The sequence below is a fragment of the Stenotrophomonas sp. IS26 genome, assembly GCF_054188265.1.
This window is the reverse complement of the sequence record NZ_JBSZJV010000013.1, coordinates 92,389-118,060: the sequence shown is the minus strand read 5'-3', so window position 1 is coordinate 118,060 and position 25,672 is coordinate 92,389. Positions and strand designations below refer to the sequence as shown.

Sequence of the window (25,672 nt, the reverse complement as noted above, 5' to 3'; positions counted from 1 at the left end):
CCATGGCGCTCATGGTCCCGACAACCCACCCGCCCCGTCCCGCTCACAGTTTCAAGGTGGTTCTGGTAAAGCCGCCGAGCAGTGCCAGGCAAGGCGCGCCCGACTCACAGTGTCAGAGTTCCAACGCGAGCAGCGTAGCCAAGCTCGACACAGTCGACGTTCCGCGCAGTGCGCTTGGGGTAATTCGGGCAACGCAGCCGAGCAACGCTCGGCACAGCAGCGTGCACCTGACGCATCGGATCATCGTTGAGAAAAAAGGAGCCACGCATGGCGTGGCTCTTATCTCTTGCCGATCTGGCACTTTAGGTGCCGAGAGCCCGGCGTGGGCGACCGTGTGGCTCTAGGTCTTGCGACCGCTAGGTAGCTTGGGTCCCCACGCCGGTTTCTCCCTGATCCGCCCGAACAGTTGATCGAGTTGGCGCTCGGACTGATAAGACTGGGCAAGCGGGGGGGAGCTCTCGACCCTGTCAGCCTAGCGGAGTTCTGCCATGTATGGGATCGGGATCGACGTAAGTCAGGCCACGCTGGATGTGGCTATCCATGAACAGGCGTTTGACCAATTCAGCAACGACAAGCGCGGCTTTGTGCGGCTGATTCAATGGCTGAAACAATGGCCCATCACGCAGGTCGTTCTGGAAGCCAGCGGCGGCTACGAGCGTGCCGCCCTGGAGGCTTTGCACGAGGCTGGGCTTCCGATGGTCCGCATCAATCCCGCTCGGGCACGCCGCTTCGCCCAAGCTACGGGACGTGCTGCCAAAACCGATCGACTCGATGCAGCCGTGCTGGCGCAGATGGCTCACCTTTTACCGCTCACCCGCTACGTGCCACCGGCGCCGTGGCAGCGGCGTTTGGCCGAATTTGCCCAGTGCCGCTGTCATCTGGTGCAGATGCGCGTCAGTGAGATGCAGCGCTTGCGGCAGCTGACCGATCCAGTCCTGATCACGATCAACCAGCGCCATCTTGCCCAGCTGTCCGAAGATCTTAAACAGCTGGACAAGGCCATTGCCGAGCAGCTCGCCGCGCAGCCGGGCTGGAAGAACATCGGAACGCTCAAAGGCGCTGGGCCGATCCTGGTCAGCACCTTGGCCTGCGAACTGCCCGAGCTGGGAACAATGGGGAGCAAGGCCATTGCTTCGCTGGTCGGCCTGGCTCCCATGAACCGCGAGAGCGGTACCTGGCAGGGCAAGCGCAGCATCACCGGGGGCCGGGCCGTAGTGCGCGAAGCGCTCTACATGGCGGCGCTAACTGCCATCCGTTACGAGCCCAAGCTACGCGACTTTTACGCGACCCTGAAAGCCAAAGGAAAGGCGAGCAAGGTCGCCTTGGTAGCTGTCATGCGCAAGATGCTGGTCATCCTCAACGCCCGGATGCGCGACGCTCAAAGCGAATCGATCCCCGCCTGAAGCGCGCCTGGGCACATCTCCAACGGCTGCCGGCCAGCGGCCGGCACTACCGCGCCCGTCCGCTGGGGGCTGAAGCTCCTCCAGCAACACAGTTACTACCGCTTTCGCATGGGCGCCGATCCATTGTGGGTGGGTCGGCCTGGGTGGGTTGGCGGGACCATGAGCCGCATGGATGCGGCGACATGAGCCTCCATGGATGGATTCACGGCGTGTCCCGCCAACCCACCCAGGCCGGCCCACTACCCGTAGCCCCCAAAGCGTCCTGCTTTACGCTCTGCTCTGCGCTTCTGCAGACCAGCGATCGGCACTACGGAGCACGAGAGAATCAGTACCCCGCCGCCTGCCCATCCTTGCGGCTCTCCGAAGCGCCGTAGTACACCCCGGTCTCCGGATCACGCAGGATCGCCTGATACCCACCGTAAGGACCATCCGCGAACACCACGCGGTGGCCCTTGCGCATCAGCGCGCGCACCGTGTCATACGGGAAGCCGGTTTCCAGATTCACCTCGCCGCCATCGCTCATCGCCGTCGCCTGCCCGGTCGGCTCGGTCGAGCCCTCGTGCTGGATGCGCGGCGCATCGCCGGCTTCCTGCAGATTCATCCCGAAGTCGACCATGTTCATCACGATCTGCGCATGGCCCTGCGGCTGCATCGCGCCCCCCATCACGCCGAAGCTCATCCACGGCTTGCCGTCCTTGGTGACGAAGCCCGGAATGATGGTCTGGAACGGGCGCTTGCCCGGCGCATAGCCGTTCGGGTGATCCTTGCGCAGCACGAACATCTCGCCACGATCCTGCAGGATGAACCCCAGGCCCGGAGGCGCCATGCCGCTGCCCATGCCGCGGTAGTTGGACTGGATCAGCGAGACCATCATGCCGTCGGCATCCGCCACGGTCATGTAAATCGTGTCGCCTTCCTGCAGCTGCTTGGGCGTACCCGGCTGCACTTCACTCAGGGCCTTGTCCATCGAGATCAGCTTGCGGCGCTCAGCGGCGTAGCCCTTGGAAATCAACCGGTCGACCGGGGCCGGGTGGAATGCCGGATCGGTGTAGAAGCGCGCGCGGTCGGCGAAGGCGAGCTTCTTGGCTTCCACGAACAGGTGCACGTGCTCGGGTGAGCCGAAGGCGATCTTGGAGAAGTCGTAGCCTTCCAGTACGTTGAGGATCTGCAGCGCGGCGATGCCCTGGCTGTTCGGCGGCAGCTCCCATACGTCATAGCCGCGGTAGTTGCTGCTGACCGGCTCGACCCACTCGCCATGATGGCTGGCCATGTCGTCATAGCTCAGGTAGCCACCGTTGGCCTTGAAGTAGGTGCCGATGGTGCGGGCGATGTCGCCCTTGTAGAAGGCATCGCGGCCGCCCTGGGCGATCTGCTCCAGGGTGTGGGCCAGGTTCGGGTTCTTCCACATCTCGCCCTTGCGCGGGGCATGGCCATCGATCGTGAACTGCTCGGTGAAACCGGGGTACTTGGACAGCCGGGGCACCGAGCGGTCCCAGTAGTAAGCGATGACCTCGGCGACCGGGTGGCCCTCGCGGGCGTAACGGATCGCGGGCGCGAGGTTGTCGGCCATCGGCTTGCGGCCGAAGCGGTCGTGCAGGGCGAACCAGCCATCCACCGCGCCGGGCACCGAGACCGGCAGCGGGCCAGTCGCCGGGATCTCCTTCAGGCCGCGGCGCTGGAACTCGGCCAGGGTCAGCGACTTCGGCGAGCGGCCTGAGCCGTTGTAGCCATACAGCTTCTGCGTCCTGGGGTCCCACACGATCGCGAACAGATCACCACCGACGCCGTTGCCGGTGGGCTCCATCAAACCGAGGGCGGCATTGGCCGCGATCGCGGCATCCACCGCCGAACCACCGGACTTCATCACGTCCAGGGCGATCTGCGTGGCGAGGGGCTGGGAAGTGGCGGCCATCGCGTGCGGGGCGATCACCTCCGAGCGGGTGGCAAAGGTGTGGCCGGTGATCCGGTCGGCGGCAATCGCCGCGGCGGGCAGGGCACACAGGACGGCGGCGGCAAGCAGGCCGCGGGCAAGGCGTGAGGACACGGGGTGGTTCCTGAGGGTGGTAGCCACCCGATGGTGGCGGCAGAGGCCGCTGGATGACATCCCACAATGGTCATGCCCCGAGGTTGAAATTGACCCCCGATCCGCGCAATCCGCTGCACCAAAATGCTGAATTCCAGTTCATCGGAACGCTTTCAGCCGCAACCATCCTTGTACGGCGGGGCCTTGCGGTGGATGCAGGCGAAACCGATGGAAATTGTCTTTCCAGGGTTGACACCGCCAAAACCCGTGTGGTTTTCTCGATCTCATGTTGCAGCGCACAGCCACCCGCGAATCCATCGAGCACGCCGACCACGGCGCGGCCTCCATCCATTCGCTTCTCGTCCTCGTACTTATTACCCAACCAACAGGTGCGGGACGGACCGGCGTGTAAGCAAGACTGCCAGGTATCCATCAAAACCCGCACCCGACCAGGTGCGGGTTTTTTCGTTTCAGAACCCTTTGATTTCCCTCCTCCCCTCTGAGTTGCCCTCCACCATGACCCCCCAGCCCACCTCGAGCCAGCCGATGCCCACCGCCCCCACGGCGGGTGCGTTCGCGTGTGCTCGCGGCCAGGCCGGTGCCACCCCTTCCCCTGATGGGCCGACGCGTCGCTGACCGTCGGCCCTCTTTTTTCTTGCCTCCAAAGGACCTCCCCCATGAGCACCAACGACCTGCCCCAGATCAAGATCGCTGTTGTCGGCTACGGCAGCCAGGGCCGCGCGCACGCGCTGAATCTGCGTGAATCCGGTTTCGATGTCGTCGTCGGGCTGCGCCCGGGCGGTCCGACCGAGGTCAAGGCTCAGGCCGACGGCTTCACCGTCAAAGCCCCGGCCGAGGCGGTGAAAGAGGCCGATCTGGTCGCCGTGCTGACCCCGGACATGGTGCAGAAGAAGCTCTACGAAGACGTGCTCGCGCCGAACATGAAACAGGGCGCGGTGCTGCTGTTCGCGCACGGTCTGAACGTGCATTTCGACATGATCAAACCGCGCGAGGATCTGGACGTGGTGCTGGTCGCGCCGAAGGGCCCGGGTGCGCTGGTCCGTCGCGAGTATGAGATCGGCCGCGGCGTGCCGTGCATCTGGGCGGTCTACCAGGACAAGAGCGGCAAGGCCGCCGAGTTCGCCCTGGCCTACGCCGGTGGCCTGGGTGGCGCGCGCGCCAACCTGATCCAGACCACCTTCAAGGAAGAAACCGAAACCGATCTGTTCGGCGAGCAGGCCGTGCTGTGCGGTGGCGCTTCGGCACTGGTGCAGGCCGGTTTCGAAACCCTGGTCGAAGCCGGCTACCAGCCGGAAATCGCCTACTACGAAGTACTGCACGAACTGAAGCTGATCGTGGACCTGTTCTACGAAGGCGGCATCACCCGCATGCTGGAATTCATCTCCGAAACCGCGCAGTACGGCGACTACGTCAGCGGCCCGCGTGTGATCGACGCCGGCACCAAGGCGCGCATGAAGGACGTGTTGACCGATATCCAGAACGGCACCTTCACCAAGAACTGGGTGGCCGAGTACGAAGCGGGCCTGCCGAACTACAACAAGTTCAAGCAGGCCGACCTGGAGCACCCGATCGAGAAGGTAGGCAAAGAACTGCGCGCCAAGATGGTCTGGTTGCAAAGTCAAGCCGCGTAAACGCGCGGCTCCCCCACCCGCTTTCGTAAAGGTCACCGCATGAATACCTCCGCTCACAGCACCGCGCCCCGCAACGGCGCACGCTGGTTGACGCAGGCCCTGGAAGCCGAGGGCGTGCATACGCTGTTCGGCTATCCGGGCGGCACCATCATGCCGTTCTATGACGCCCTGGTGGATTCCGGGCTGAAGCACATCCTGGTCCGCCACGAGCAGGGCGCAGCCCTGGCCGCCAACGGTTTCGCCCGTGCCAGCGGCCGGGTCGGCGTCTGCGTCGCCACCTCCGGCCCGGGCGCCTCCAACCTGGTCACCGGCATCGCCGATGCGATGCTGGATTCGGTGCCGATGGTCTGCATCACCGGCCAGGTCGCCACCCCGCTGCTGGGCACCGATGCGTTCCAGGAACTGGACGTGTTCGGGCTGACCCTGCCGATCGTCAAGCACAGCTGGCTGGTGCGCTCGGTCGATGACCTGCCGCAGGTGGTCGCCGATGCGTTCCGCATCGCCCGCGAGGGTCGCCCGGGGCCGGTGCTGATCGATCTGCCCAAGGACGTGCAGGTGGCCGATGCGTCGCACCTGCCGGACCACGTGCCGTCCACGGTGGTCGCACCGCCGGCGCCGAATGACGACGCCATCGCGCAGACCATCGCCGCCATCGCCGGGGCCGAGAAGCCGGTGATCTATGCCGGGGGTGGCGTGGCGCTGGGCGATGCGGTGGAGGACTTCCGTGCCTTCGTCGAGGCGACCCGTATTCCGACCGTGTTGACCCTGCGCGGCCTGGGTGCGCTGCCGCCCCAGCATCCGCACTATCTGGGCATGCTGGGCATGCACGGCACCCGCGCGGCCAACATGGCCGTGCAGGAAAGCGATCTGCTGGTGGTGGTCGGCGCCCGTTTCGATGACCGCGCGACCGGCAAGTTGAACGAGTTCGCCCCGTTTGCCCGCGTCGTGCATATCGATGCCGATGCGTACGAGATCTCCAAGCTGCGCACCGCCGACATCGCGGTGCCGGGCAATGTCGGTACGGCGCTGCGCGCACTGACCGCCGCGGCCACCGCCCCGGCCACGCAGGAGGCCTGGACCAAGCGCTGCCAGGGTCATCGTGAACGCTTCGCCCCGCGCTACGACGCACCGGGCAAGCACATCTACGCCCCGGCGCTGCTGAAGCGCCTGAGCGAGCTGGCGCCGAGCGATGCGATCATCGCCTGCGATGTCGGCCAGCATCAGATGTGGGTCGCCCAGCATTGCCGCTTCACCCACCCGCGCAACCACCTGACCAGCGGCGCGCTGGGCACCATGGGCTTCGGCCTGCCCGCAGCGATGGGTGCGCAGTTCGCCTGCCCGGATCGCACCGTGGTGCTGGTCTCCGGCGATGGCAGTTTCATGATGAACGTGCAGGAGCTGGTCACCATCGCCCGCTGCCGCCTGCCGGTGAAGATCGTGCTGCTGGACAACAGCTCGCTGGGCATGGTCCGCCAGTGGCAGGAGCTGTTCTTCGCCGAGCGCTACAGCGAGATCGATCTGTCCGACAACCCGGATTTCGCCGCGCTGGCGCAGGTGTTCGGCATTCCGGCCACGCGCATCGAAGCGCGTGACGATGTTGAAGGTGGTTTGGCCGCGATGCTGGCCCAGCCTGGTCCGGCCCTGCTGCATGTGGCCATCGATGCGCGTGCCAACGTGTGGCCGCTGGTGCCGCCCAACAATGCCAACAGCACGATGCTGGAAAGCAACCCCGCTCATCAGTCCCAGGAGTTCCCCAATGCAATACCGGCTTGACCTGGTGCTGACCCCGGCCGAAGGCGCGCTGCTGCGCGTGATCGGCATGGCCGAACGCCGCGGCTTCGCGCCGCGCGCGATCGCCGGTGCGCCCAATGCCGCCGATGATGGCCGCTGGCACCTGCAGCTGGTGGTGGACAGCACGCGTCCACCGGAGACGCTGCGCCGCCAGATCGAGAAGATCTACGATTGTGTGTCGGTGCGCATCAGCGCACTGGAGCCCGGTACTGGAGTATCCGCATGAACGCCCGCACCGTTGCATCGGTGCCGGTACGGAGGTGCCTTCTTGCAGCACATGGATGTGCAAATGGTGCGCGTGCAGGATGCACAACGTCGCACCGCGCTGCAGGAGGCACGACGTCGCACCGTGCGCCGTGGCAGCGCGCGTCGCTCCGGAACGATCACCATGGCCGGGTGCGTGATGCCGGCTAGCCGTACCCCGCAGGAACCGGACGTAGGCGACGTAAGCGTCGCCGATGTGCTGGCCGCGCAGGCGCGGCTGCGGCGCTTCCTGCCGCCCACGCCGCTGCATTACGCCGAGCGTTTCGGCGTGTGGCTGAAGCTGGAGAACCTGCAGCGCACCGGCTCCTACAAGGTACGCGGCGCACTGAACGCCCTGCTGGCCGGCCGTGAACGCGGCGATGACCGCCCGGTCATCTGCGCCTCGGCCGGCAACCACGCCCAGGGCGTGGCCTGGGCCGCCTACCGCCTGAACATTCCGGCGATCACGGTGATGCCGCACGGCGCACCGGCCACCAAGATCGCCGGCGTGGCGCATTGGGGCGCCACCGTACGCCAGCACGGGGAGAGCTACGACGAGGCCTACGCCTTCGCCCGCGCGCTGGCCGACCAGCACGGTTACCGCTTCCTGTCCGCCTTCGACGACCCCGACGTGATCGCCGGCCAAGGCACCTTGGGCATTGAGCTGGCCCCGCATGCGCCGGACGTGGTGATCGTGCCGATCGGTGGCGGTGGATTGGCGTCCGGCGTGGCGCTGGCGCTGAAATTGCAGGGCGTGCGCATCGTCGGTGCACAGGTGGAGGGCGTCGATTCGATGGCCCGCGCCATCCGCGGCGACGTGCGTGAGATCGCCCCGGTCGCCACCCTGGCCGACGGCGTCAAGGTGAAGATTCCCGGTTTCCTGACCCGCAAGCTGTGCAGTGCACTGCTGGACGATGTGGTGATCGTGCGTGAAGCCGAGCTGCGCGAGACGCTGGTGCGGCTGGCGCTGGAAGAGCACGTCATCGCCGAAGGTGCCGGCGCGCTGGCACTGGCCGCCGGTCGCCGCGTCGCCGGCAAGCGCAAGTGCGCGGTGGTCTCCGGTGGCAACATCGATGCGCTGGTATTGGCCCAGCTGCTGGCCGACATCCGTCCCCGCCCTCCGCGCAAACCGCGCCGCCGCGCCAGCGAGCGAACACGCCCGCCCCTACCAACCGTGCTCGCGACATCCCCGATTTCCGCTTCGATTCCTACCTCTGCCATCCCATCCGACCTTGCCGTCGAGGAGACCTCCTGGTGACCATGCCCACCTCCCCCCGAATCAGAATTTTCGACACCACCCTGCGCGACGGCGAGCAATCGCCCGGCTGCAGCATGAGCCCGCAGCAGAAGCTGGTGATGGCCCGCGCACTGGACGAACTGGGCGTGGATGTCATGGAAACCGGCTTCCCGGCCAGTTCCCAGTCCGACCGCGAAGCGATGGCGATGATCGCCCGCGAAGTGCGACGCCCGACCCTGGCCGTGCTGTCGCGCTGCCTGGCCGCCGATATCGAAACCTCGGCCAAGGCGCTGGAGGCCGCGGCGAACCCGCGCCTGCATGTGTTCCTGTCGACCAGCCCGCTGCACCGCGAGCACAAGCTGCGCATGAGCCGCGAGCAGGTACTGGAGTCGGTACACAAGCACGTCAGCCTGGCCCGCAGCTACGTGGGCGATGTGGAGTTCTCCGCTGAAGATGCCACGCGTACCGAGGAAGACTTCCTGATCGAGGTCGCCCGCGTGGCCGTGGCCGCCGGCGCGACCACCATCAACCTGCCCGACACCGTGGGCTTCACCACGCCGGAAGAGATCCGCGGCATGTTCCAGCGCGTGATCGCCGGCGTGCCGGACAGCGACCGCATCATCTTCAGCGCGCACTGCCACAACGATCTGGGCCTGGCCGTGGCCAACTCGCTGGCTGCCATCGAAGGCGGCGCGCGTCAGGTCGAATGCACCGTCAACGGGATCGGCGAGCGCGCGGGCAACTGCTCGCTGGAAGAAATCGCGATGGTGCTGAAGGTCCGCAATGCCTTCTACGACGAAGACACGCGCATCAACACCCCGCGCATCGTGGCCACCTCGCAGCTGCTGCAGCGCCTGGTCGGCATGCCGGTCCAGCGCAACAAGGCGATCGTCGGCGCCAACGCCTTCGCTCACGAGTCGGGCATCCACCAGCACGGCATGCTGCGCCACCGCGGCACCTACGAAATCATGCGCCCGGAAGACGTGGGCTGGGAATCCTCGCAGATGGTGCTGGGCCGCCACAGTGGCCGCGCCGCGGTCGAACAACGCCTGCGTGCGCTGGGCTTCTTCCTGTACGAGGAGGAACTGAAACACGTCTTTGAACAGTTCAAGGCACTGTGCGAACAGCAGCGCGTGGTCACCGACGCCGACCTGCAGACCCTGATGCAGGGCAGCGCGACCCAGAACGGCTATCGCCTGGCCTCGATGACCATCAGCGATGTGGGCAGCCGCGCCAACGCGCTGGTCGAGCTGTCCGATCCGGAGGGCAACCGCGTTGCCGAGACGGCCCAAGGCGATGGTCCGGTCGATGCACTGTTCGGCGCATTGTCGGCCGCCACCGGCGTGCAGTTGATGCTGGACAGCTACCACGTGCACAGTGTGGGCATCGGCGCCGATGCGCGCGGCGAAGCCAACCTGAGCGTGCGCCACGAGGGTGTGGAGTACGAAGGCACCGGCACCAGCCGCGACATCATCGAAGCCTCCGCACTGGCGTGGCTGGAGGTCGCCAACCGTCTGCTGCGCCAGCGCAACGCGACGGCCGAGCAGCCCGCGACCACCGCCGCGGCCTGAGCCCCCACTACGTACCCCGAACCGCAGCAAGGCCAGTCCATGACCCCAGCTCCCCGCACCCTGTACGACAAACTGTGGGATGCCCACGTCGTCGTTCCCGAGACCGACAGCGCGCCCGCCGTGCTGTACATCGACCTGCACCTGATCCACGAAGTGACCTCGCCGCAGGCCTTCACCGAACTGCGCGAGCGCGGCCTCTCCCCGCGTCGGCCGGACCGGACCAAGGCCACGATGGATCACTCCACCCCCACCCTGCCGGCCGGCGCCGACGGCAAGCTGCCCTATGCCAGCGCCGCCTCCGAAGCCCAGGTAGCGATGCTGGCCGACAACTGTGCCGCGCATGGCATCGAGCTGTTCGACCTGCAGTCGGCCAGCCGCGGCATCGTGCACGTGATCGCCCCCGAACAGGGCTTCACCCAGCCGGGTATGACCATCGTCTGTGGCGACAGCCACACCTCCACGCATGGTGCATTTGGCGCGCTGGCCTTCGGTATCGGCACCAGCGAGGTCGGCCATGTGCTGGCGACGCAGTGCCTGCTGCAGCGTAAAGCCAGGACGATGGCGATCACCGTCGATGGCGCGCTGGCCCAGGGTGTCGGCGCCAAGGACGTGGTGCTGCACATCATCGGTGTGATCGGCGTCAACGGCGGTACCGGCCATGTGCTGGAGTTCCGTGGCAGCGCGATCGAAGCGATGGACATGGAACAGCGCATGACGTTGTGCAACATGTCCATCGAAGCCGGGGCACGTGCCGGCATGGTCGCCCCCGACCAGATCACCTTCGACTGGGTGGCCGCCACCCCGCGTGGCCCCAAGGGCGCCGACTTCGATACCGCCGTGGCCGCGTGGTCGCAGCTGCGCAGCGATGAAGGTGCGCGCTTCGATGTCGAGGTCCACATCGAGGCCGCCGACATCCGCCCCACCCTGACCTGGGGCACCCACCCCGGCACCGCCATCGCGGTGGACCAGCCGATTCCGGCGGCCAACGACGCGGCCGCGCAGAAGGGCCTGGATTACATGCACTTCCACGCCGGGCAGACCTTGGCCGGCACCCCGGTGGATGTGGTGTTCGTCGGTTCCTGCACCAACGGCCGCCTGAGCGACATGCGCGAGGTGGCGCAGGTGCTGCAGGGCCGCCGTGTCGCTGACCGCGTGCGCATGCTGGTGGTGCCGGGCTCGGAAATCGTCAAGCGTCAGGCCGAAGCCGAAGGCATCGATGTGGTGGTGCGCGCGGCCGGTGCCGAATGGCGCGAGCCGGGCTGCTCGATGTGCATCGCCATGAACGGCGATCTGGTCGCGCCGGGGCAACTGGCGGTCAGCACCAGCAACCGCAATTTCGAAGGTCGCCAAGGCCCCGGCTCGCGCACCCTGCTGGCCTCGCCGATGACGGCCGCCTGGGCCGCGGTGAACGGCCGCGTGGCTGACCCGCGCGAACTGTATGCCACGCTGGAGGTGGCCTGATGAGCGGCTTCCGTACCCTGACCTCGACCAGCGTGGTGCTGCGCGAGACCAACATCGACACCGACCAGATCATTCCGGCGCGCTTTCTGTCCACCACCGAGCGCGTCGGCCTGGGCAAGCACGCGTTCAATGATTGGCGCTGGCAGCGCGAGGGCGTGCCGAACCCGGCGTTCGCCTTCAACCAGCCGCACAACGCTGGCCGCAGCATCCTGCTGGCCGGCCGCAACTTCGGCTGCGGCTCCTCGCGTGAGCATGCGCCGTGGGCCCTGACCGACCTGGGCCTGCGCGCCATCGTCAGCAGCGAGATCGCCGATATCTTCCGCGGCAACTCGCTGAAGAACGGTCTGCTGCCGATCGTGCTGGACGAAGCCGATGTGCAGACGCTGATGCAACGCCCGGATGACGCATTGACCATCGATGTGGCCGCGCGCGAACTGCGCACCCCCGATGGGCGCGTGTATGCCTTCCCGCTGGACGGCTTCTCACAGACCTGCCTGCTGGAAGGCGTGGACCAATTGGGGTATCTGTTGGGCCGTACCCCTGACATTGAACGTTACGAGAGTGAACATGCACGCTGAGATTGTCGTATTGCCGGGTGACGGCATCGGTCCGGAAGTCGCCGCTGCCGCCGTGGCGGTGCTGGAGGCCGTCGCCACCCGTTTCGGACACAGCTTCGGGTTCCAGGAACACGACATCGGTGGCATCGCCATCGATCGCCACGGCGAGCCGCTGCCGGCCGCCACGCTGGACGCCTGCCGCAAGGCAGACGCCATCCTGCTCGGTGCGGTCGGCGGGCCGAAGTGGTCCGACCCGAATGCCAAGGTCCGCCCGGAGCAGGGCCTGCTGGCGATCCGCAAGGCGCTGGGGCTGTACGCCAACCTGCGCCCGGTACGCACGCATGCGGCCGCGCTTGGCGCCTCGCCGATCAAGGCCGAGCTGCTGGAGGGCGTGGACTTCGTGGTCGTGCGTGAGCTGACCGGCGGCATCTACTTCGGTGAGAAGACCCGCACTGCCGATACCGCCAGCGACCTGTGCAGCTACAGCGTGGGCGAGATCGAGCGCGTCATGCGCACCGCGTTCCGGCTGGCGCAGACCCGCCGCGGCAAGGTCACCTCGGTGGACAAGGCCAACGTGCTGGAAACCTCGCGCCTGTGGCGTGATGTCGCCGCCCGGATCGGCCGCGAGGAATTCCCGGACATCGCCTTGGAGCACCAGCTGGTCGATTCGATGGCCATGCACCTGCTGGCCAAGCCGCGCGAGTACGACGTGATCGTGACCGAGAACATGTTCGGCGACATCCTCACCGACGAAGCCTCGATGCTGGCCGGTTCGCTCGGCCTGCTGCCCTCAGCGTCGCTGGGCGAACCCGGCGCAGTGGGCATCTACGAGCCGATCCACGGCTCGGCGCCGGACATCGCTGGCAAGGGAATCGCCAATCCGTATGCCACGATCTTCAGCGCGGCGATGCTGCTGCGGCATTCACTGGGGCTGGACGACGAGGCTGCTACGGTCGAGGCAGCGGTGTATGCCGTGCTGGATGACGGCGTGTTCACCGCCGATCTCGCCGCCAAGGGTTATGCGGTGAGTACCGCCGCAGCGACCGACGCGGTCCTTGCCAAGCTGCAATGATCGCAAGGACGCGGCCTCAGGGCCGCGTTCGTGTTTCCACATCCCGCACGGCCTCCCTGTCCCGTCGGTCACGTCGCTGCCAGCGGCTGGCCCCCAACAAGGAAAGCCCTTGAACCATCGTTCCTCTGTCGACTTTCTCAACCACGTGGCCCAGCGCGATCCGCATCAGCCGGAATTCCTGCAGGCCGTCAAAGAAGTGATCCAGAGCCTGTGGCCGTTCCTGGAGCGCAACCCCCGCTACCTGGAACAGGGCCTGCTGGAGCGGCTGGTGGAGCCGGAGCGGGTGATCCAGTTCCGCGTGGCCTGGGCCGATGACGCCGGCAAGACCCATGTGAACCGCGGCTGGCGCGTGCAGCACAGTTCGGCAATCGGTCCGTTCAAGGGCGGCATGCGCTTCCATCCGTCGGTCAACCAGTCGATCCTGAAGTTCCTCGCGTTCGAGCAGACGCTGAAGAACGCGCTGACGACCCTGCCGATGGGCGGTGGCAAAGGCGGCTCGGATTTCAATCCCAAAGGCCGCAGCGATACCGAAGTGATGCGCTTCTGCCAAGCACTGATGCTGGAGCTCCATCGTCACCTTGGTGCCGATACCGATGTGCCGGCCGGTGACATCGGCGTGGGCGCACGTGAGGTTGGCTACATGACCGGCATGATGAAGAAGATCACCAATGACGCCTCCTGCGTGTTCACCGGCAAAGGCCTGTCCTACGGTGGCAGCCTGATGCGCCCGGAGGCGACCGGCTTCGGTACCGTCTATTTCGTCGAGCAGATGCTGCACCATGCGCGGCGCGATACCGATGGCGCGAAAGTGTTGATTTCCGGCGCTGGCAACGTCGCCCAGCATGCCGCGATCAAGGCCATCGAACTGGGCGCGAAAGTGCTCACGCTCTCCGATTCCGGCGGCACGCTGTACGCCCGTGATGGCTTCGATGAGGCGGCGCTGCAGGAGGTGGTGGAACTGCGCAACGAGCGCCGCGGCTGCCTGTCCGAACTGGCCGATGACACACGCTTCGAGTACCTGGACGGCAAGCGCCCCTGGCATATCCCGGCCGAGATCGCGTTGCCCTGCGCGACCCAGAACGAGCTGGACGAAGACGACGCCCGCGCCCTGGTCGACAACGGGGTGCTGTGCGTGGCCGAAGGCGCCAACATGCCATCGACACTCGAGGCCATGGAGGTCTTCCTCAAGGCGGGCACCCTGTATGCGCCGGGCAAGGCCAGCAACGCCGGCGGCGTGGCCACCTCGGGGCTGGAAATGAGCCAGAACGCGCAGCGCCTGTCGTGGCATCACGCCGATGTCGATGAGCGTCTGCACGGGATCATGAAGGACATCCACGCCAACTGCGTGCGCCACGGCAAGCGCGCCGATGGCAGCGTGAACTACGTGGATGGCGCCAATATCGCCGGCTTCGTCAAGGTGGCCGATGCGATGCTGGCGCAGGGCGTTTACTGAGGGTAGATGGGTGAAGCGGTGCAGCGGTGTTCATCCGCTGCGCCCTGCAGCATTTCCCGCCGCAGCGGTCAGTGCGCCGAGCGGACCTCGCTCGTCATGCACCCAGCCAGCACGGCGCCGCCATCGGTGGATATCACGCTGAATGCCTGCACGCGCGTGTATCCGGACGACGCCTCCCGGGATGCTTCGCGCATCCAATGCCCTTCCGCCTGACGATCCGCTGCGCCCAGGCCAGTGGCATCGAGCACCGCCTTCAGCGGCGCATCGCCCATGTCGGCTGCGACATAGCCGCCATACGCGAGGACGAGCGACGTCGCAGCCAAGCCCTTCAACGCCACCGGCTGCTCCAGGGTGATGACCATGACCGGCATCTCCTGGCCATCGGCAAGGTACTCATGCTCGGCCACCGCGCGGACATTGTCCGGCCATGCCAGCGGCGACAGTTCCGACACACGCTCCCACAGGTTGGCGATGCGCTGCATGGCAGCGTCGTCAGCCCGACATTCGAGCGCGGCGCCAACATCACTTGCCGTGGCCGTCTCGCGCAATCGCGGTGGAACACGCGCCTCGCGCATCGGACCGGGGTAGTCACATCCCACCCGATAGCCCTCACCATCGCTGCTCACCACGATGCCGCCCGGCGATGACGCATCGCCGGATGCCTCTGGTGGCGACCAGACCTGGAACGGCTCACGCAACGTATTCGACCGGTGCCGAAGTCCGTTCTCGCCAACGATGCGCGCACGCTGCCCTGCATCGATGGGAATGGAGAAGCCCATGTCATCCGCCACCACGCGGTGCGTTGTGATGCCGTGTGCCGTCAACGTCACCGGCATGTCGATGAGGGTCGTCGCGTGCTCCTCGTCACCGCTGCGCGTGAAGCTCCAGCCCTTCCGATGGGCCGGTCGTTCCTGCGGCGTGCCATACCGTGCGCCACGCAACGCGGTCGTCACCGCCTGCATCGTTGCCGGTGAGGCACGGCACTCCAGCAGCTCGACGAGATCGCGCTGAAAACTCGCAGCGGGGTTCGCCTGCGCTGGCAACGCGGAAACCATCACCAGAACGATCGCCGCCGCAGTGGCGAACCGAGAAGAGGAACGTGAAGACATCATGCGCGACCGAAGAAATCCGGTGTGCATTGTGCGCTTGCAGGCACCGCAAAGACGACAGGCATTCGCGTCGCACTGAAAGCATGAAGCCGGCCATCGGCCGGCTTCATCGTCCCTCAGCCTTCGCTGGTCTTGGCCTCGTCCGGCTTCACCCGGAACCACGCCGCATACAGTGCCGGCAGGAACACCAGGGTCAGCACGGTACCGACGATCAGGCCGCCCATGATCGAGATCGCCATCGAACCGTAGAACGCACTGCGCGACAGCGGGATCATCGCCAGCACCGCCGCCAGCGCGGTCAGCACGATCGGGCGGAAGCGGCGCACGGTGGCGTCGATGATCGCGTGCCAGCGGTCATGCCCGGCGTCGATATCCTGCTGGATCTGATCGATCAGGATCACCGAGTTGCGCATGATCATGCCGGCCAGCGCGATCGTCCCCAGCAACGCCACGAAGCCGAACGGCGCGCGGAACAGCAGCAGGAACAGGGTCGCGCCGATGATGCCCAGCGGTGCGGTGACCAGCACCATCGCCGCACGCGAGAAGCTGCGCAGCTGCAGCATCAGCAAGGTGGCCACCACGATCAGGAACAGCGGCATGCCGGCCTTGATCGAATCCTGGCCACGGGTGGAATCCTCCACCGTACCGCCGGTTTCCAGCAGGTAGCCGGACGGCAGCTCGGCACGGATGCCCTCCAGCGTCGGCAGGATCTGCTGCACCACGTCCAGCGGCTGCTTCGCGTCGGCAATGTCGGCGCGCACGGTCACCGTCGGCAGGCGGTTGCGGTGCCAGATGATGCCGTCCTCGAACACGTACTCCAGGCGCGCCACCTGCGACAGCGTCACCGAGGTCCCGCTGGCGGTCGGAATGGCCAGGCTGCCCAGCATGTCCAGCCGCACACGTTCGTTGTCCGGGCCACGCAGCAGCATCTCGATCAGGCGGTTGCCCTCCCGATAGGTGCTCACGCTCATGCCCGACAACGACGTGCCCAGCAGCTGGCTCACCTGCGCGCTGCTCACACCCAGTGCGCGTGCACGGTCCTGGTCGATCACCAGCCGCACCACTTTGCTCGGCTCGCTCCAATCCAGGTTGACGTTCATCACGTGCGGGTTTGCGCGCACCTTGGCTTCCACCTGCCGTGCGATGGCCTGCACCTGCTCGATGTGCTCGCCGGAGATGCGCATCTGCACCGGGTAGCCGACCGGCGGGCCGTTCTCCAGGCGGGTCACGCGCATCTGCACGTCCGGGAACTGCGGAATCACGTCCTTGAGCAGCCAGTCGCGGGTCGCCTCACGTGCGGTGGCGTTCTCGGTCAGCACCACGAACTGCGAGAAGTTGGTGGCCGGCAGCTGCTGGTCCAACGGCAGGTAGAAGCGCGGCGAGCCGGTGCCCACGTAGGCCACGTAATTGCTGATGCCTTCGCGGTCCTTGAGCAGCTTTTCCAGCTTGGTCGCCTGCGCCTGGGTGGCCTGCAACGAGGCACCCTCGGCCAGTTCGATGTCAACCATCAGTTCCGGGCGGGTCGAATCCGGGAAGAACTGCTGGGGCACGAAGCGGAAGATCAGCAGCGAGAACACGAACAGCGCGGCCGTGGCGGCGATCACCCACCAGCGATGGCGCAGGCAGACATCCAGGAAACGGCGGAAGCGCACGTAGAACGGACGCTGATACGGATCCTGGTCGTGCGCATGCACCTTCGGCGCGATCCAGCGCGCGAACGCGGGATGGCGGTCGGCCCACTGCAGGCGGCGGGCATGCCAGCGCCCTGCCAGGCTGTCCGGCTTGGGCGGCTGCGGGTTGAACAGGTCCGGCAACATCTTGTCGCCCAGGTACGGGATGAACAGCACCGCGGCGATCCACGACACCACCAGCGCGATGGTCACCACCTGGAACAGCGAGCGGGTGTATTCGCCGGTGCTGGAAGCGGCCGTGGCGATCGGCAGGAAGCCGGCCGCGGTGATCAGCGTGCCGGTCAGCATCGGGAACGCGGTCGACTCCCACGCGAAGCTGGCCGCGCGCAGGCGGTCGTAGCCCTGCTCCATCTTGGTGGCCATCATCTCCACCGCGATGATCGCATCGTCCACCAGCAGGCCCAGCGCCAGCACCAGCGCGCCGAGGGAAATCTTGTGCAGGCCGATGCCGAAGTAATGCATGACGAAGAAGGTCATCGCCAGCACCAGCGGAATGGTCACACCCACCACCAGGCCGGTGCGCAGGCCGAGCGAGAAGAAGCTCACCAGCAGCACGATCACCACCGCTTCAGTGAGCACCTGCACGAACTCGCCGACGGACTCCTCCACCGCATGCGGCTGGTCGGAGACCTTGCGCAGCTGCATGCCGGCCGGCAGCGTTTTCTGCAGGCGTTCGAATTCGGCATCCAGGGTACTGCCCAGCTTGAGGATGTCGCCGCCGTCTTTCATCGCCACGGCGATGCCGATCGCGTCTTCGCCCATGAAGCGCATCTTCGGCGACGCCGGATCGGCAAAACCACGTTTGATCTCGGCAATGTCGCCCAGGTGCACGGTGCGGTCGCCGGCCTGGATCGGGAAGCTGCGGATGTCCTCCACGCTCTTGAACTGGCCGGTGACGCGCAGCTGCACCCGGTCGGTCGGGGTTTCAAAGAAGCTGGTGGCGGCAATGGCATTCTGGTCGGCCAATGCCTGCTGCACCTGCTGCAGCGACACGCCCAGCGTGGCCAGCTTGGTGTTGGACAGCTCGATCCAGACCTTCTCGTCCTGCAGGCCTTCCAGCTCGATCTTGCCGACATCCGGCACGCGCTGCAGTTCCAGCTGGATGCGGTCGGCGTAATCGCGCATCACCGCGTAGTCGAAGCCCTGCCCGGTCAACGCGTAGATGTTGCCGAAGGTATCGCCGAACTCGTCGTTGAAGAACGGGCCGACGATTTCGCGCGGCAGGGTCGGCTTGATGTCGCCCACACGCTTGCGCACCTGGTACCACAGGTCGGGAATCGCCTTGGAGCGCAGGCTGTCGCGCGCCACGAAGATCACCTGCGATTCGCCCGGGCGCGAGTAGGAGCGGATGAACTCATACTGCCCGGTGTTCAGCAGTGCCTTCTCGATCGGCTCGGTGACCTGGCGTGAGACCTGTTCGGCGGTCGCGCCGGGCCAGTTCGTGCGCACCACCATCACCTTGAAGGTGAACGGTGGATCCTCGGACTGGCCCAGGTGCTTGTACGACCACGCGCCGATGATCGCGAAGGCCAGCATCGCAAACAGCACCAGTGGCCGGTTGCCCAGCGCCCATTCGGAGAGGTTGAAGCGGCGCACGGGATCAGTTCCCCTTGCCGGTGGCAGGCGCGGCAGGCTTGGCCGCCGGTGCCAGCACCGGGCGGTTCTGGCGGTCCACCGCGGTCACCGGCTGGCCCTCGCGCAGCAGATGGCCGCCGGCGGCGACCACCCAGTCGTTCGCGTTCACCCCGCTCAGCACCGGAACGGATTCAACGCCATACGCACCGACCGCCACCGGCGTGGCTTTCAACGTGCGCTTGGCCGGATCGACCACCCACACGCTGCTACGCCCATCGGCACCGCGCTGCACCGCCGCCAGCGGCAACTGCAGGGTGCCCTGGCGCCCGGCCGCGGCGAACACGCGCGCGCTCTGGCCCAGCTCGACCTCGGTCAGCGCTTCCGGTGCCAGGCTGACGCGGGTGGCATAGGTACGCCCCTGCGCATCGGCAGCCGGGGCGATCTCACGGATCGTGCCGGCCAACAGCTGGCCCGGGCGGTTCCACAGTTCCACCTGTACCGGCTGGCCCACCTGGTAATCGCGGATGGTGCTTTCCGGCAGGGCGATCACGACTTCGCGGCCGCCATCCGCAGCCAGGGTGAACACGGTCTGCCCGGCACTGACCACCTGCCCGGCTTCGGCCTGGCGGCTGGCGATCACGCCGTCGGCCGGCGCGCGCAACTGGGCGTACTCGGCCTGGTTGCGGGCCACGGCCAGATTGGCGCGGGCGGCATTGGCCTGGCCCTGCGCGGCCTTGAACGCGGCGGTCTGGCTGTCGAGTGCGGACTGGCTGACCAGTTGCTGCTCGGCCAGCGTGGCGTAGCGCTTCTGGTCATCACGGGCGCGGATCAGATCGGCTTCGGCAGCGGCCAGCTGGGCCTGCGAGGCGCTGGCCTGGGAGGCGTAGTCGGCAGCATCCAGCTCGGCCAGCAGTTGGCCCTTGCGCACGCGCTGGCCGGCATCGACATGCCGCTTGATCAGGTTGCCCCCGACGCGGAACGACAGCGGGCTTTCCTCGCGGGCGCGGATCTCACCGGGATAGGCAGCCACTTCCTGGCCGGTCACGGTGCCCGGGTGGACCACCAGCACCGGAATCGGCGCAACCGGCTCGGCGTCCTGCTTGCCACATGCTGCCAGCGCGATCGCCAGCAACCCACCACCCATCCATCGCATGTTTTTCATGAGGTCCTGGACCTGAAAAGTAACCCGGAAAAAGCCGCTGGAAACGCTCTGTTCCAGCCGCCTCAATATTGAACCAGCCGGTATAGTATAAATATCGAACCGATTGGTCTAGTATTGATTGGATGACTGATCCGACCTCCTCCACATCGCCTTCCAAGCCGGCCGCCAAGGCCGCCGGGCCGGGGCGCCCGAAGGATCTGGGAAAGCGCGCGGCCATTCTGGAAGCCGCCAAATCGCTGTTCGTCGACCAGGGCTACAACGGGGTCAGCATGGACAGCATCGCCGCCCAGGCTGGCGTATCAAAGCTGACCGTTTACAGCCATTTCGGCGATAAAGAGACCCTTTTCACCGAAGCTGTGCAGTCCAAATGTGTCGAGATGCTGCCCGACGAGCTGTTCGTCACCGACATCGAGGGCCCACTGCGCGATCAGCTGATGGGCATCGGCCACGCCTTCTTCAGCCTGATCACCTCCGATGCGGCCGTCGCCGTGCAGCGGGTGATGATGTCGCCCGATACCGATGACCGCATCCGCGAAATGTTCTGGCTGGCCGGCCCGCAGCGGACCACCGATGCACTGGGGGACTTCCTGCGTGCCCGGGCCGCCCGTGGCGAACTGGAGATCACCGACTTCCAGACCGCCGCCCTCCAGTTCCTGACCTTGATCAAGGGCGAGCTGCATACGCATATGATGTGCGGGTTGCGGCCGGCCCCGGCCGAGTGCGATGCCGACGCCCACGTGTGCGCCAGCGTCGACTTTTTCCTGCGGGCGTATGCCCGGCGGCACTAAACTGAATGGACCGGAGGTCGCGGTGACTTCCGGCACTGCGACCCCGGCGCGACGGCAGCGATGCTTTCAGCGCGCCGCCGGCTCCCGGCACCGGTAAAATGGCCGGCCCACTGCGCTGGATATAGAACCTCATGACGATCGATTACTCCCACGCCCGCGAACTGATGGTTGAACAGCAGATCCGCCCCTGGGATGTGCTGGAAATCCGCGTGCTCGATGTACTGGCACGCTTGCCGCGGGAGGCGTTCGTCGCTGAATCGCACCGGGCTCTGGCTTACGCTGATATCGAGCTGCCGCTGGGCAACGGCCAGAAGATGATGAAGCCGGTCATCGAAGGCCGCACGCTGCAGGCGCTGGATCTGCAGCCGGGCGATGAAGTGCTGGAAATCGGCACCGGCAGCGGCTACCTGAGCGCCTGCATGGGCGAACTGGCCCGCGAAGTGCTGAGCCTGGAAATCGATGCCGACCTGGCCACCACCGCGCGCGCGCGTCTGGACGCTGCCGGCCTGGGCAACAACGTCCGTATCGAAACCGCCGACGCCCTGAGCTGGGACACCGAGCGCCGCTTCGATGCGATCTGCGTCACCGGCGCGGTGGATGTCATTCCGTCACGTTTCGCCCAGTGGCTGCGTCCCGGCGGTCGACTGTTCGTGATCCGTGGCCGGTCGCCGGTCATGGAAGCGGTGCTGGTCAAGGCGGACGGCACCACTGAATCGCTGTTCGAAACCGATATCGATTACCTGCGCGGTGCCGCCCCGGCACCCCAGTTCCAACTCTGAGTCCAAGGAAGCCGCAATGATCCGCCGATCCCTCGCCTTTGCGCTGGCCGCCGCCCTGCTGCCGATGACCGCCTCTGCCGCCGACCTGCTGCAGGTCTACGAAATGGCGCGCAACGGCGATCCGCAGCTGTCGGCTGCCGAGTCGACCCGTCTGTACGACAAGGAAGGCGCTGTGCAGGCGCGTGCCGCCCTGCTGCCGCAGCTCAACGGCGAGGCCTCGCTCAACCGCAGCCGCACCAACCCGAACCATGATCTGACCTCCAGCTCGTTCACCACCAAGAGCCGGAACTACACGATCAACGGCAGCCAGACCGTCTTCAACTTCACCCAGTTCGCCAATCTGCGGTCGCAGCGCGAGCTGAGCCGTGCAGCGGATTTCACCCTGGATTCGGCCAACGACGACCTGATCGTGCGCACCTCGGCGGCGTACTTCAACGTGCTGGTGGGCATTGAATCGCTGTCGGCCGCGCAGACCAACGAAGCCGCTGCCAAGAAGCAGTTCGACTTCGCCGACAAGCGCCTGGAAGTGGGCCTGGCCCCGATCACCGACGTGCACGAAGCCCGCGCCCAGTACGACCAGGCGCGCGCCAACACGATCATCGCGCAGAACACGCTGGCCGACGCCTACCAGGCGCTGACCGAACTGACCGGCCAGCCGGTCACCGACCTGCGCGCTCTGCCGGCCGATTTCCGTCCGGAGCTGCCGGCCAAGTACGCCACCATCGATACGCTGGTGAACGAGGCTGTTGCGCAGAACCCGGCGCTGAAGGCGCAGGAACTGAAGGTCAACGCTGCTGAATCCGGCGTCTCGGCCGCCCGCGGCGCGCACTACCCGACCCTGTCGCTGGGTGCCACCGCCGGCAAGTCGGCCAGCTGGGGTGATGTCGTCGGCGACGGCGGCAGCAGCTTCAGCCCGGACCGCCGCACCAACAGCGTCGGCCTGACCCTGAACGTGCCGATCTTCTCCGGCGGCGCCACCCAGTCCGGCGTGCGCCAGGCCCTGGCCCAGCGTGACATCGCCCAGGACGGCTACGAGCAGCAGAAGCGCGCCCTGGACCGCAACACGCGCAATGCCTACCAGACCCTGGTGGCCGGCATCAGCGAAGTGGAAGCGCGTCGCCTGGCCGTCGTGTCGGCACAGAGCGCCTATGACGCCTCGCAGGTCGGTCTGGAAGTCGGTACGCGTACCGTGCTGGACGTGATCCAGAACCAGCGCATCCTGTTCTCCGCGCAGCTGGACTACGCCAACGCCCGCTACACCTTCCTGCAGAACCGCCTGCAGCTGGGCCAGGCGGTCGGCACGCTGGACATCGCCGAACTGCAGGACATCAACCGCCTGCTCACCCAGAAGGCGGCCACGCCGAGCACCACCGTCAACTGATCGACGGCGCAGCGCGTGACAGAAAACCACCCGCATGCGGGTGGTTTTTTTATGCGCGCAGGTTGTTGATTCCGACACGTCGTGGGCGTCACACACGCGATCACTGCCGCGGCGATTTCATCGCGTAATGCCTACCCGCGCACAGTCTCCACCGTGAACCGGTCCACAGTCCGGCACGTCGCATGGAAAATGGCTTGACCCCTCGGCATGGGCCGACTAAGGTCCGCCCCGCACCACCTTCCCTTTCCCTCCAGAGGCCCCCTCCTTGGACAGTCATAGTCGATCTCGTTGCTGCTCCTGAGCCGACGGACCCACTGACCCCAAGGTCGGTTCCGTCCGCACAGGACGGGGCCCACCGGCGCAGCTGACACGCTCGCCCGCCTCGCATCATCCGTATCGCCGTTCCACCGACCCCAAGAAGGGTGCCGCTGGCGTTTCCGTTTGCCTGGAGATTGCCCATGCACGTTTCCCGTGTGTTCGCCCTGCCGCTCGTGGCCGTGGCGATGCTTCCGTTCGACACCCGCGCCGCCGCCAGCCTGATGGTGGATGACGCCTCCATCACCGATGCCGGTCGCTGCCAGCTGGAAAGCTGGGGCCGGCATACCGATGCCGGCAACGAATGGACGGCCGTGCCGGCCTGCACCATCGCCGGGACCGAGTGGTCGCTCGGCGTCAGCCATCAACGTGCCACTGCCGCCACGCAGTGGGCCGTGGGCGCCAAGCGCGTGCTGCGTGATCTCGATCAGCGACGCTGGGGGGTGGCGGTCAGTGCGGGCGTAGGCAGCGACTGGCACCGCCCGCGCGCCAACGATTGGAACCTCAATGCCCCCCTGACCGTGGCGCTCGGTGCCTCTGATCGCACGCTGCTGCACCTCAACCTGGGCTGGGCACGCACGGCAGGGGAACGGGGCCGCACCGATGGCGTCGGCCTGGAAATCGTGGCCGCACCGCACTGGTCACTCCTGGCCGAAACCGCCCGCGATGCAACGCGCCAGCGCAGCAGTCAGTTCGGCGTGCGCCACGAACTCTGGCGCGGCGCCAGCGTGGATCTGCTGGCCGGCCGCATGCATCACCAGCGCGATGGTCGATGGCTGACGCTCGGCTTCAATCTCGCGGCCGCACCGTAGTGCCGTGCGTGCCGGCTGACGGCAACGATTGACCTCACCCGCCGCCTGCACGCTGCACGCGGCCCACGCCCTGTACCTGCCGCGCCGGACGCAATCCGGTGCGCTGGATGCCTGTACCTCATCACCGCGCGTTGCTCCGTCACGCGCCGCTTTCTGCTGGAGAACCACCATGAACCGCGAAGACCTCCTGTTCTCGATCCGCACCCTCTCGCTCTCCCTCGACGCGGCCGGCTTTGTCAGCATCGCCGCCACCACGCATCCGTCCGACCTCGTCGATGCGCTCGACGCGCTGAGCGTGGACAAGACACTCCCGTTGCTGATGATGCTCGACCCGCAGGCACGCGCCGAGCTGTTCGCGCACTTCACCGAGATACGCCAGGATCAGCTGCTGGCGGCGATGCCGCGCGAGGCGGTGGTGCAGCTGTTCGAACACATGCCCTCGGATGACCGCGCCGATCTGTACAACCGGCTCGGCGATGACGCCAAGCAGAAACTGCTGCCGGCACTGACCAAGGTCGAGCGCGACGACATCCTCAAGATGGCGTCCTATCCGGAGGGCACGGTCGGCTCGGCGACGACGTCCGATTATGTCTGGGTGTCTCCGGAGATGACCGTGGCCCAGGCGCTGGCACATATCCGCGCCACTGCGCTGCACAGCGAAACGGTGAACATCCTGTTCGTGCTCGACCACACGCTGCGGCTGCGCGGCACGGTGGCCCTGCGTGATCTGGTGTTGGCCAACGAGAACCGCACGGTCGCCTCGATCATGCATGAGCAGCCGGTCGCCGCGAAGGCGCACTGGCCCAGGCTGCAGGCCGCCGAACTGATCCGTCGCTACGACCTGCTCGCGCTGCCGGTGACCAATGGCGGGGATCGCATGATCGGCATCGTCACCGTGGACGATGCGATGGATATCGAGAAGGAGCAGGATGCCTCGCAGCTGGCACGCTTTGGCGGCACGGTCAGCGGAAACGGGAACGATCTTGATGTGCGCAGCACGCCGCTGAAGCAGATGTTCCGGGTGCGTGTGTTCTGGCTGGCGATCCTGACCTGCTTCGGCATCGTCACCAGTACGTTTGTCGCCGCGCAGGAGGAGCTGCTGTCGCAGGTGATCGTGCTGGCCGCCTTCATCGCCCCGATCGTGGACATGGGCGGCAACACCGGCAGCCAGTCGGCCACGCTGGTGATCCGCAGCATGGCGCTGGGCGAGCTGAAACTGAGCTGGCGCGATGTGGGGTTCGTGATCCAGCGCGAACTGCCGGTGGCCGCGGCGCTGGGCATCAGCATCGCCGTGCTGGAGGCGATCCTGGCTTACTTCAGCAAGGGTGTGGGCATGGACGTGCTGCTGGTGGTGGGCTCGAGCATGCTGGTGTGCACCGCGCTCGGCGGCATCATCGGCGCGTTGCTGCCGTTCGCCGCACGCCGCATCGGGGCGGATCCGGCCACCCTGTCAGCCCCGATGATCACCTCGGTCATGGATCTGATCGGCGTGTTCATCTACTTCGGGTTTGCGTACGCCTTCCTGGGCGATCTGCTGGTCGCTGCGGGCTGATGGATCGGCAGGCCTGGTCGCCGCGCGTGGCGGCCAGGCGGGCCG

The 25,672-nt window shown here is 66.5% G+C and carries 19 protein-coding genes; 15 read left to right on the top strand and 4 right to left on the bottom strand.

What is annotated here, in order from left to right:
* The first annotated feature begins 488 nt into the window (after positions 1-488).
* Positions 489-1,403, top strand: a complete 915-nt coding sequence (locus ACW6W5_RS12815) for an IS110 family RNA-guided transposase (protein ID WP_152154523.1) — start codon at positions 489-491, stop codon at positions 1,401-1,403.
* Positions 1,404-1,728: 325 nt separating this feature from the next.
* Here the strand turns inward: ACW6W5_RS12815 and ggt are convergent, their stop codons facing one another.
* Complete coding sequence (ggt, locus tag ACW6W5_RS12810; protein WP_183073699.1) at positions 1,729-3,447, bottom strand: gamma-glutamyltransferase; 1,719 nt, start codon at positions 3,445-3,447, stop codon at positions 1,729-1,731.
* A gap of 656 nt (positions 3,448-4,103) precedes the next feature.
* On the opposite strand from ggt, the gene ilvC reads away from it, so the two are divergent.
* The 9 genes from ilvC (at position 4,104) to gdhA (ending at position 14,463) form a co-directional block, all read left to right on the top strand.
* The gene (ilvC, locus tag ACW6W5_RS12805; protein ID WP_121039599.1) at positions 4,104-5,078 is read left to right on the top strand and encodes a ketol-acid reductoisomerase; all 975 of its coding nucleotides are present in this window, start codon (positions 4,104-4,106) and stop codon (positions 5,076-5,078) included.
* A gap of 39 nt (positions 5,079-5,117) precedes the next feature.
* Positions 5,118-6,851, top strand: coding sequence for an acetolactate synthase 2 catalytic subunit (ilvG, locus tag ACW6W5_RS12800; RefSeq protein WP_152154263.1), 1,734 nt, complete (start codon positions 5,118-5,120; stop codon positions 6,849-6,851).
* A complete protein-coding gene (locus tag ACW6W5_RS12795) occupies positions 6,835-7,095 on the top strand; it encodes an ACT domain-containing protein (protein WP_070473596.1) in 261 nt (86 codons plus the stop codon). Before ilvG ends, ACW6W5_RS12795 begins: the two co-directional genes overlap by 17 nt.
* A 177-nt stretch (positions 7,096-7,272) precedes the next feature.
* Positions 7,273-8,370, top strand: coding sequence for a threonine dehydratase (locus tag ACW6W5_RS12790; protein ID WP_152154270.1), 1,098 nt, complete (start codon positions 7,273-7,275; stop codon positions 8,368-8,370).
* Positions 8,371-8,372: 2 nt separating this feature from the next.
* Positions 8,373-9,920 (top strand): 2-isopropylmalate synthase, encoded by a 1,548-nt coding sequence (locus ACW6W5_RS12785; RefSeq protein ID WP_152154268.1) that lies wholly within the window; start codon positions 8,373-8,375, stop codon positions 9,918-9,920.
* Positions 9,921-9,959: 39 nt separating this feature from the next.
* The gene (leuC, locus tag ACW6W5_RS12780) at positions 9,960-11,381 is read left to right on the top strand and encodes a 3-isopropylmalate dehydratase large subunit (RefSeq protein ID WP_152154261.1); all 1,422 of its coding nucleotides are present in this window, start codon (positions 9,960-9,962) and stop codon (positions 11,379-11,381) included.
* Complete coding sequence (gene leuD / locus ACW6W5_RS12775) at positions 11,381-11,959, top strand: 3-isopropylmalate dehydratase small subunit (RefSeq protein ID WP_152154259.1); 579 nt, start codon at positions 11,381-11,383, stop codon at positions 11,957-11,959. Before leuC ends, leuD begins: the two co-directional genes overlap by 1 nt.
* Complete coding sequence (gene leuB, locus ACW6W5_RS12770; protein ID WP_152154256.1) at positions 11,949-13,010, top strand: 3-isopropylmalate dehydrogenase; 1,062 nt, start codon at positions 11,949-11,951, stop codon at positions 13,008-13,010. Before leuD ends, leuB begins: the two co-directional genes overlap by 11 nt.
* Positions 13,011-13,119: 109 nt before the next feature.
* Positions 13,120-14,463: an NADP-specific glutamate dehydrogenase gene (gdhA, locus tag ACW6W5_RS12765; RefSeq protein ID WP_152154254.1), complete on the top strand. Its 1,344-nt coding sequence runs from the start codon at positions 13,120-13,122 to the stop codon at positions 14,461-14,463.
* A 68-nt stretch (positions 14,464-14,531) separates the two neighbouring features.
* Here gdhA and ACW6W5_RS12760 read toward each other — a convergent pair whose 3' ends face one another.
* The 3 genes from ACW6W5_RS12760 to ACW6W5_RS12750 form a co-directional block, all read right to left on the bottom strand.
* Positions 14,532-15,572, bottom strand: coding sequence for a hypothetical protein (locus tag ACW6W5_RS12760; protein WP_152154252.1), 1,041 nt, complete (start codon positions 15,570-15,572; stop codon positions 14,532-14,534).
* A 116-nt stretch (positions 15,573-15,688) separates the two neighbouring features.
* Positions 15,689-18,859, bottom strand: coding sequence for an efflux RND transporter permease subunit (locus ACW6W5_RS12755; RefSeq protein WP_152154250.1), 3,171 nt, complete (start codon positions 18,857-18,859; stop codon positions 15,689-15,691).
* Positions 18,860-18,863: 4 nt separating this feature from the next.
* The gene (locus tag ACW6W5_RS12750) at positions 18,864-20,000 is read right to left on the bottom strand and encodes an efflux RND transporter periplasmic adaptor subunit (RefSeq protein ID WP_121039622.1); all 1,137 of its coding nucleotides are present in this window, start codon (positions 19,998-20,000) and stop codon (positions 18,864-18,866) included.
* Positions 20,001-20,122: 122 nt separating this feature from the next.
* On the opposite strand from ACW6W5_RS12750, the gene ACW6W5_RS12745 reads away from it, so the two are divergent.
* The 5 genes from ACW6W5_RS12745 to mgtE all read left to right on the top strand — a co-directional run bounded on the left by ACW6W5_RS12745 (position 20,123) and on the right by mgtE (position 25,627).
* Positions 20,123-20,788, top strand: coding sequence for a TetR/AcrR family transcriptional regulator (locus ACW6W5_RS12745; RefSeq protein WP_121039625.1), 666 nt, complete (start codon positions 20,123-20,125; stop codon positions 20,786-20,788).
* Between the two features lie 131 nt (positions 20,789-20,919).
* Entirely contained in the window at positions 20,920-21,567 is a 648-nt protein-coding gene (locus ACW6W5_RS12740; RefSeq protein ID WP_152154248.1) for a protein-L-isoaspartate O-methyltransferase family protein, read from the top strand.
* A gap of 16 nt (positions 21,568-21,583) precedes the next feature.
* On the top strand, positions 21,584-22,948 hold the full coding sequence (locus ACW6W5_RS12735; RefSeq protein WP_121039628.1) for a TolC family outer membrane protein: 1,365 nt from the start codon (positions 21,584-21,586) through the stop codon (positions 22,946-22,948).
* Between the two features lie 458 nt (positions 22,949-23,406).
* Positions 23,407-24,075 carry a hypothetical protein gene (locus ACW6W5_RS12730; RefSeq protein WP_152154246.1) on the top strand — a complete coding sequence of 223 codons (669 nt, stop codon included), beginning with the start codon at positions 23,407-23,409 and terminating at the stop codon, positions 24,073-24,075.
* Between the two features lie 169 nt (positions 24,076-24,244).
* Positions 24,245-25,627, top strand: coding sequence for a magnesium transporter (gene mgtE, locus ACW6W5_RS12725; protein WP_121039634.1), 1,383 nt, complete (start codon positions 24,245-24,247; stop codon positions 25,625-25,627).
* The last annotated feature ends 45 nt before the right edge of the window (positions 25,628-25,672 follow it).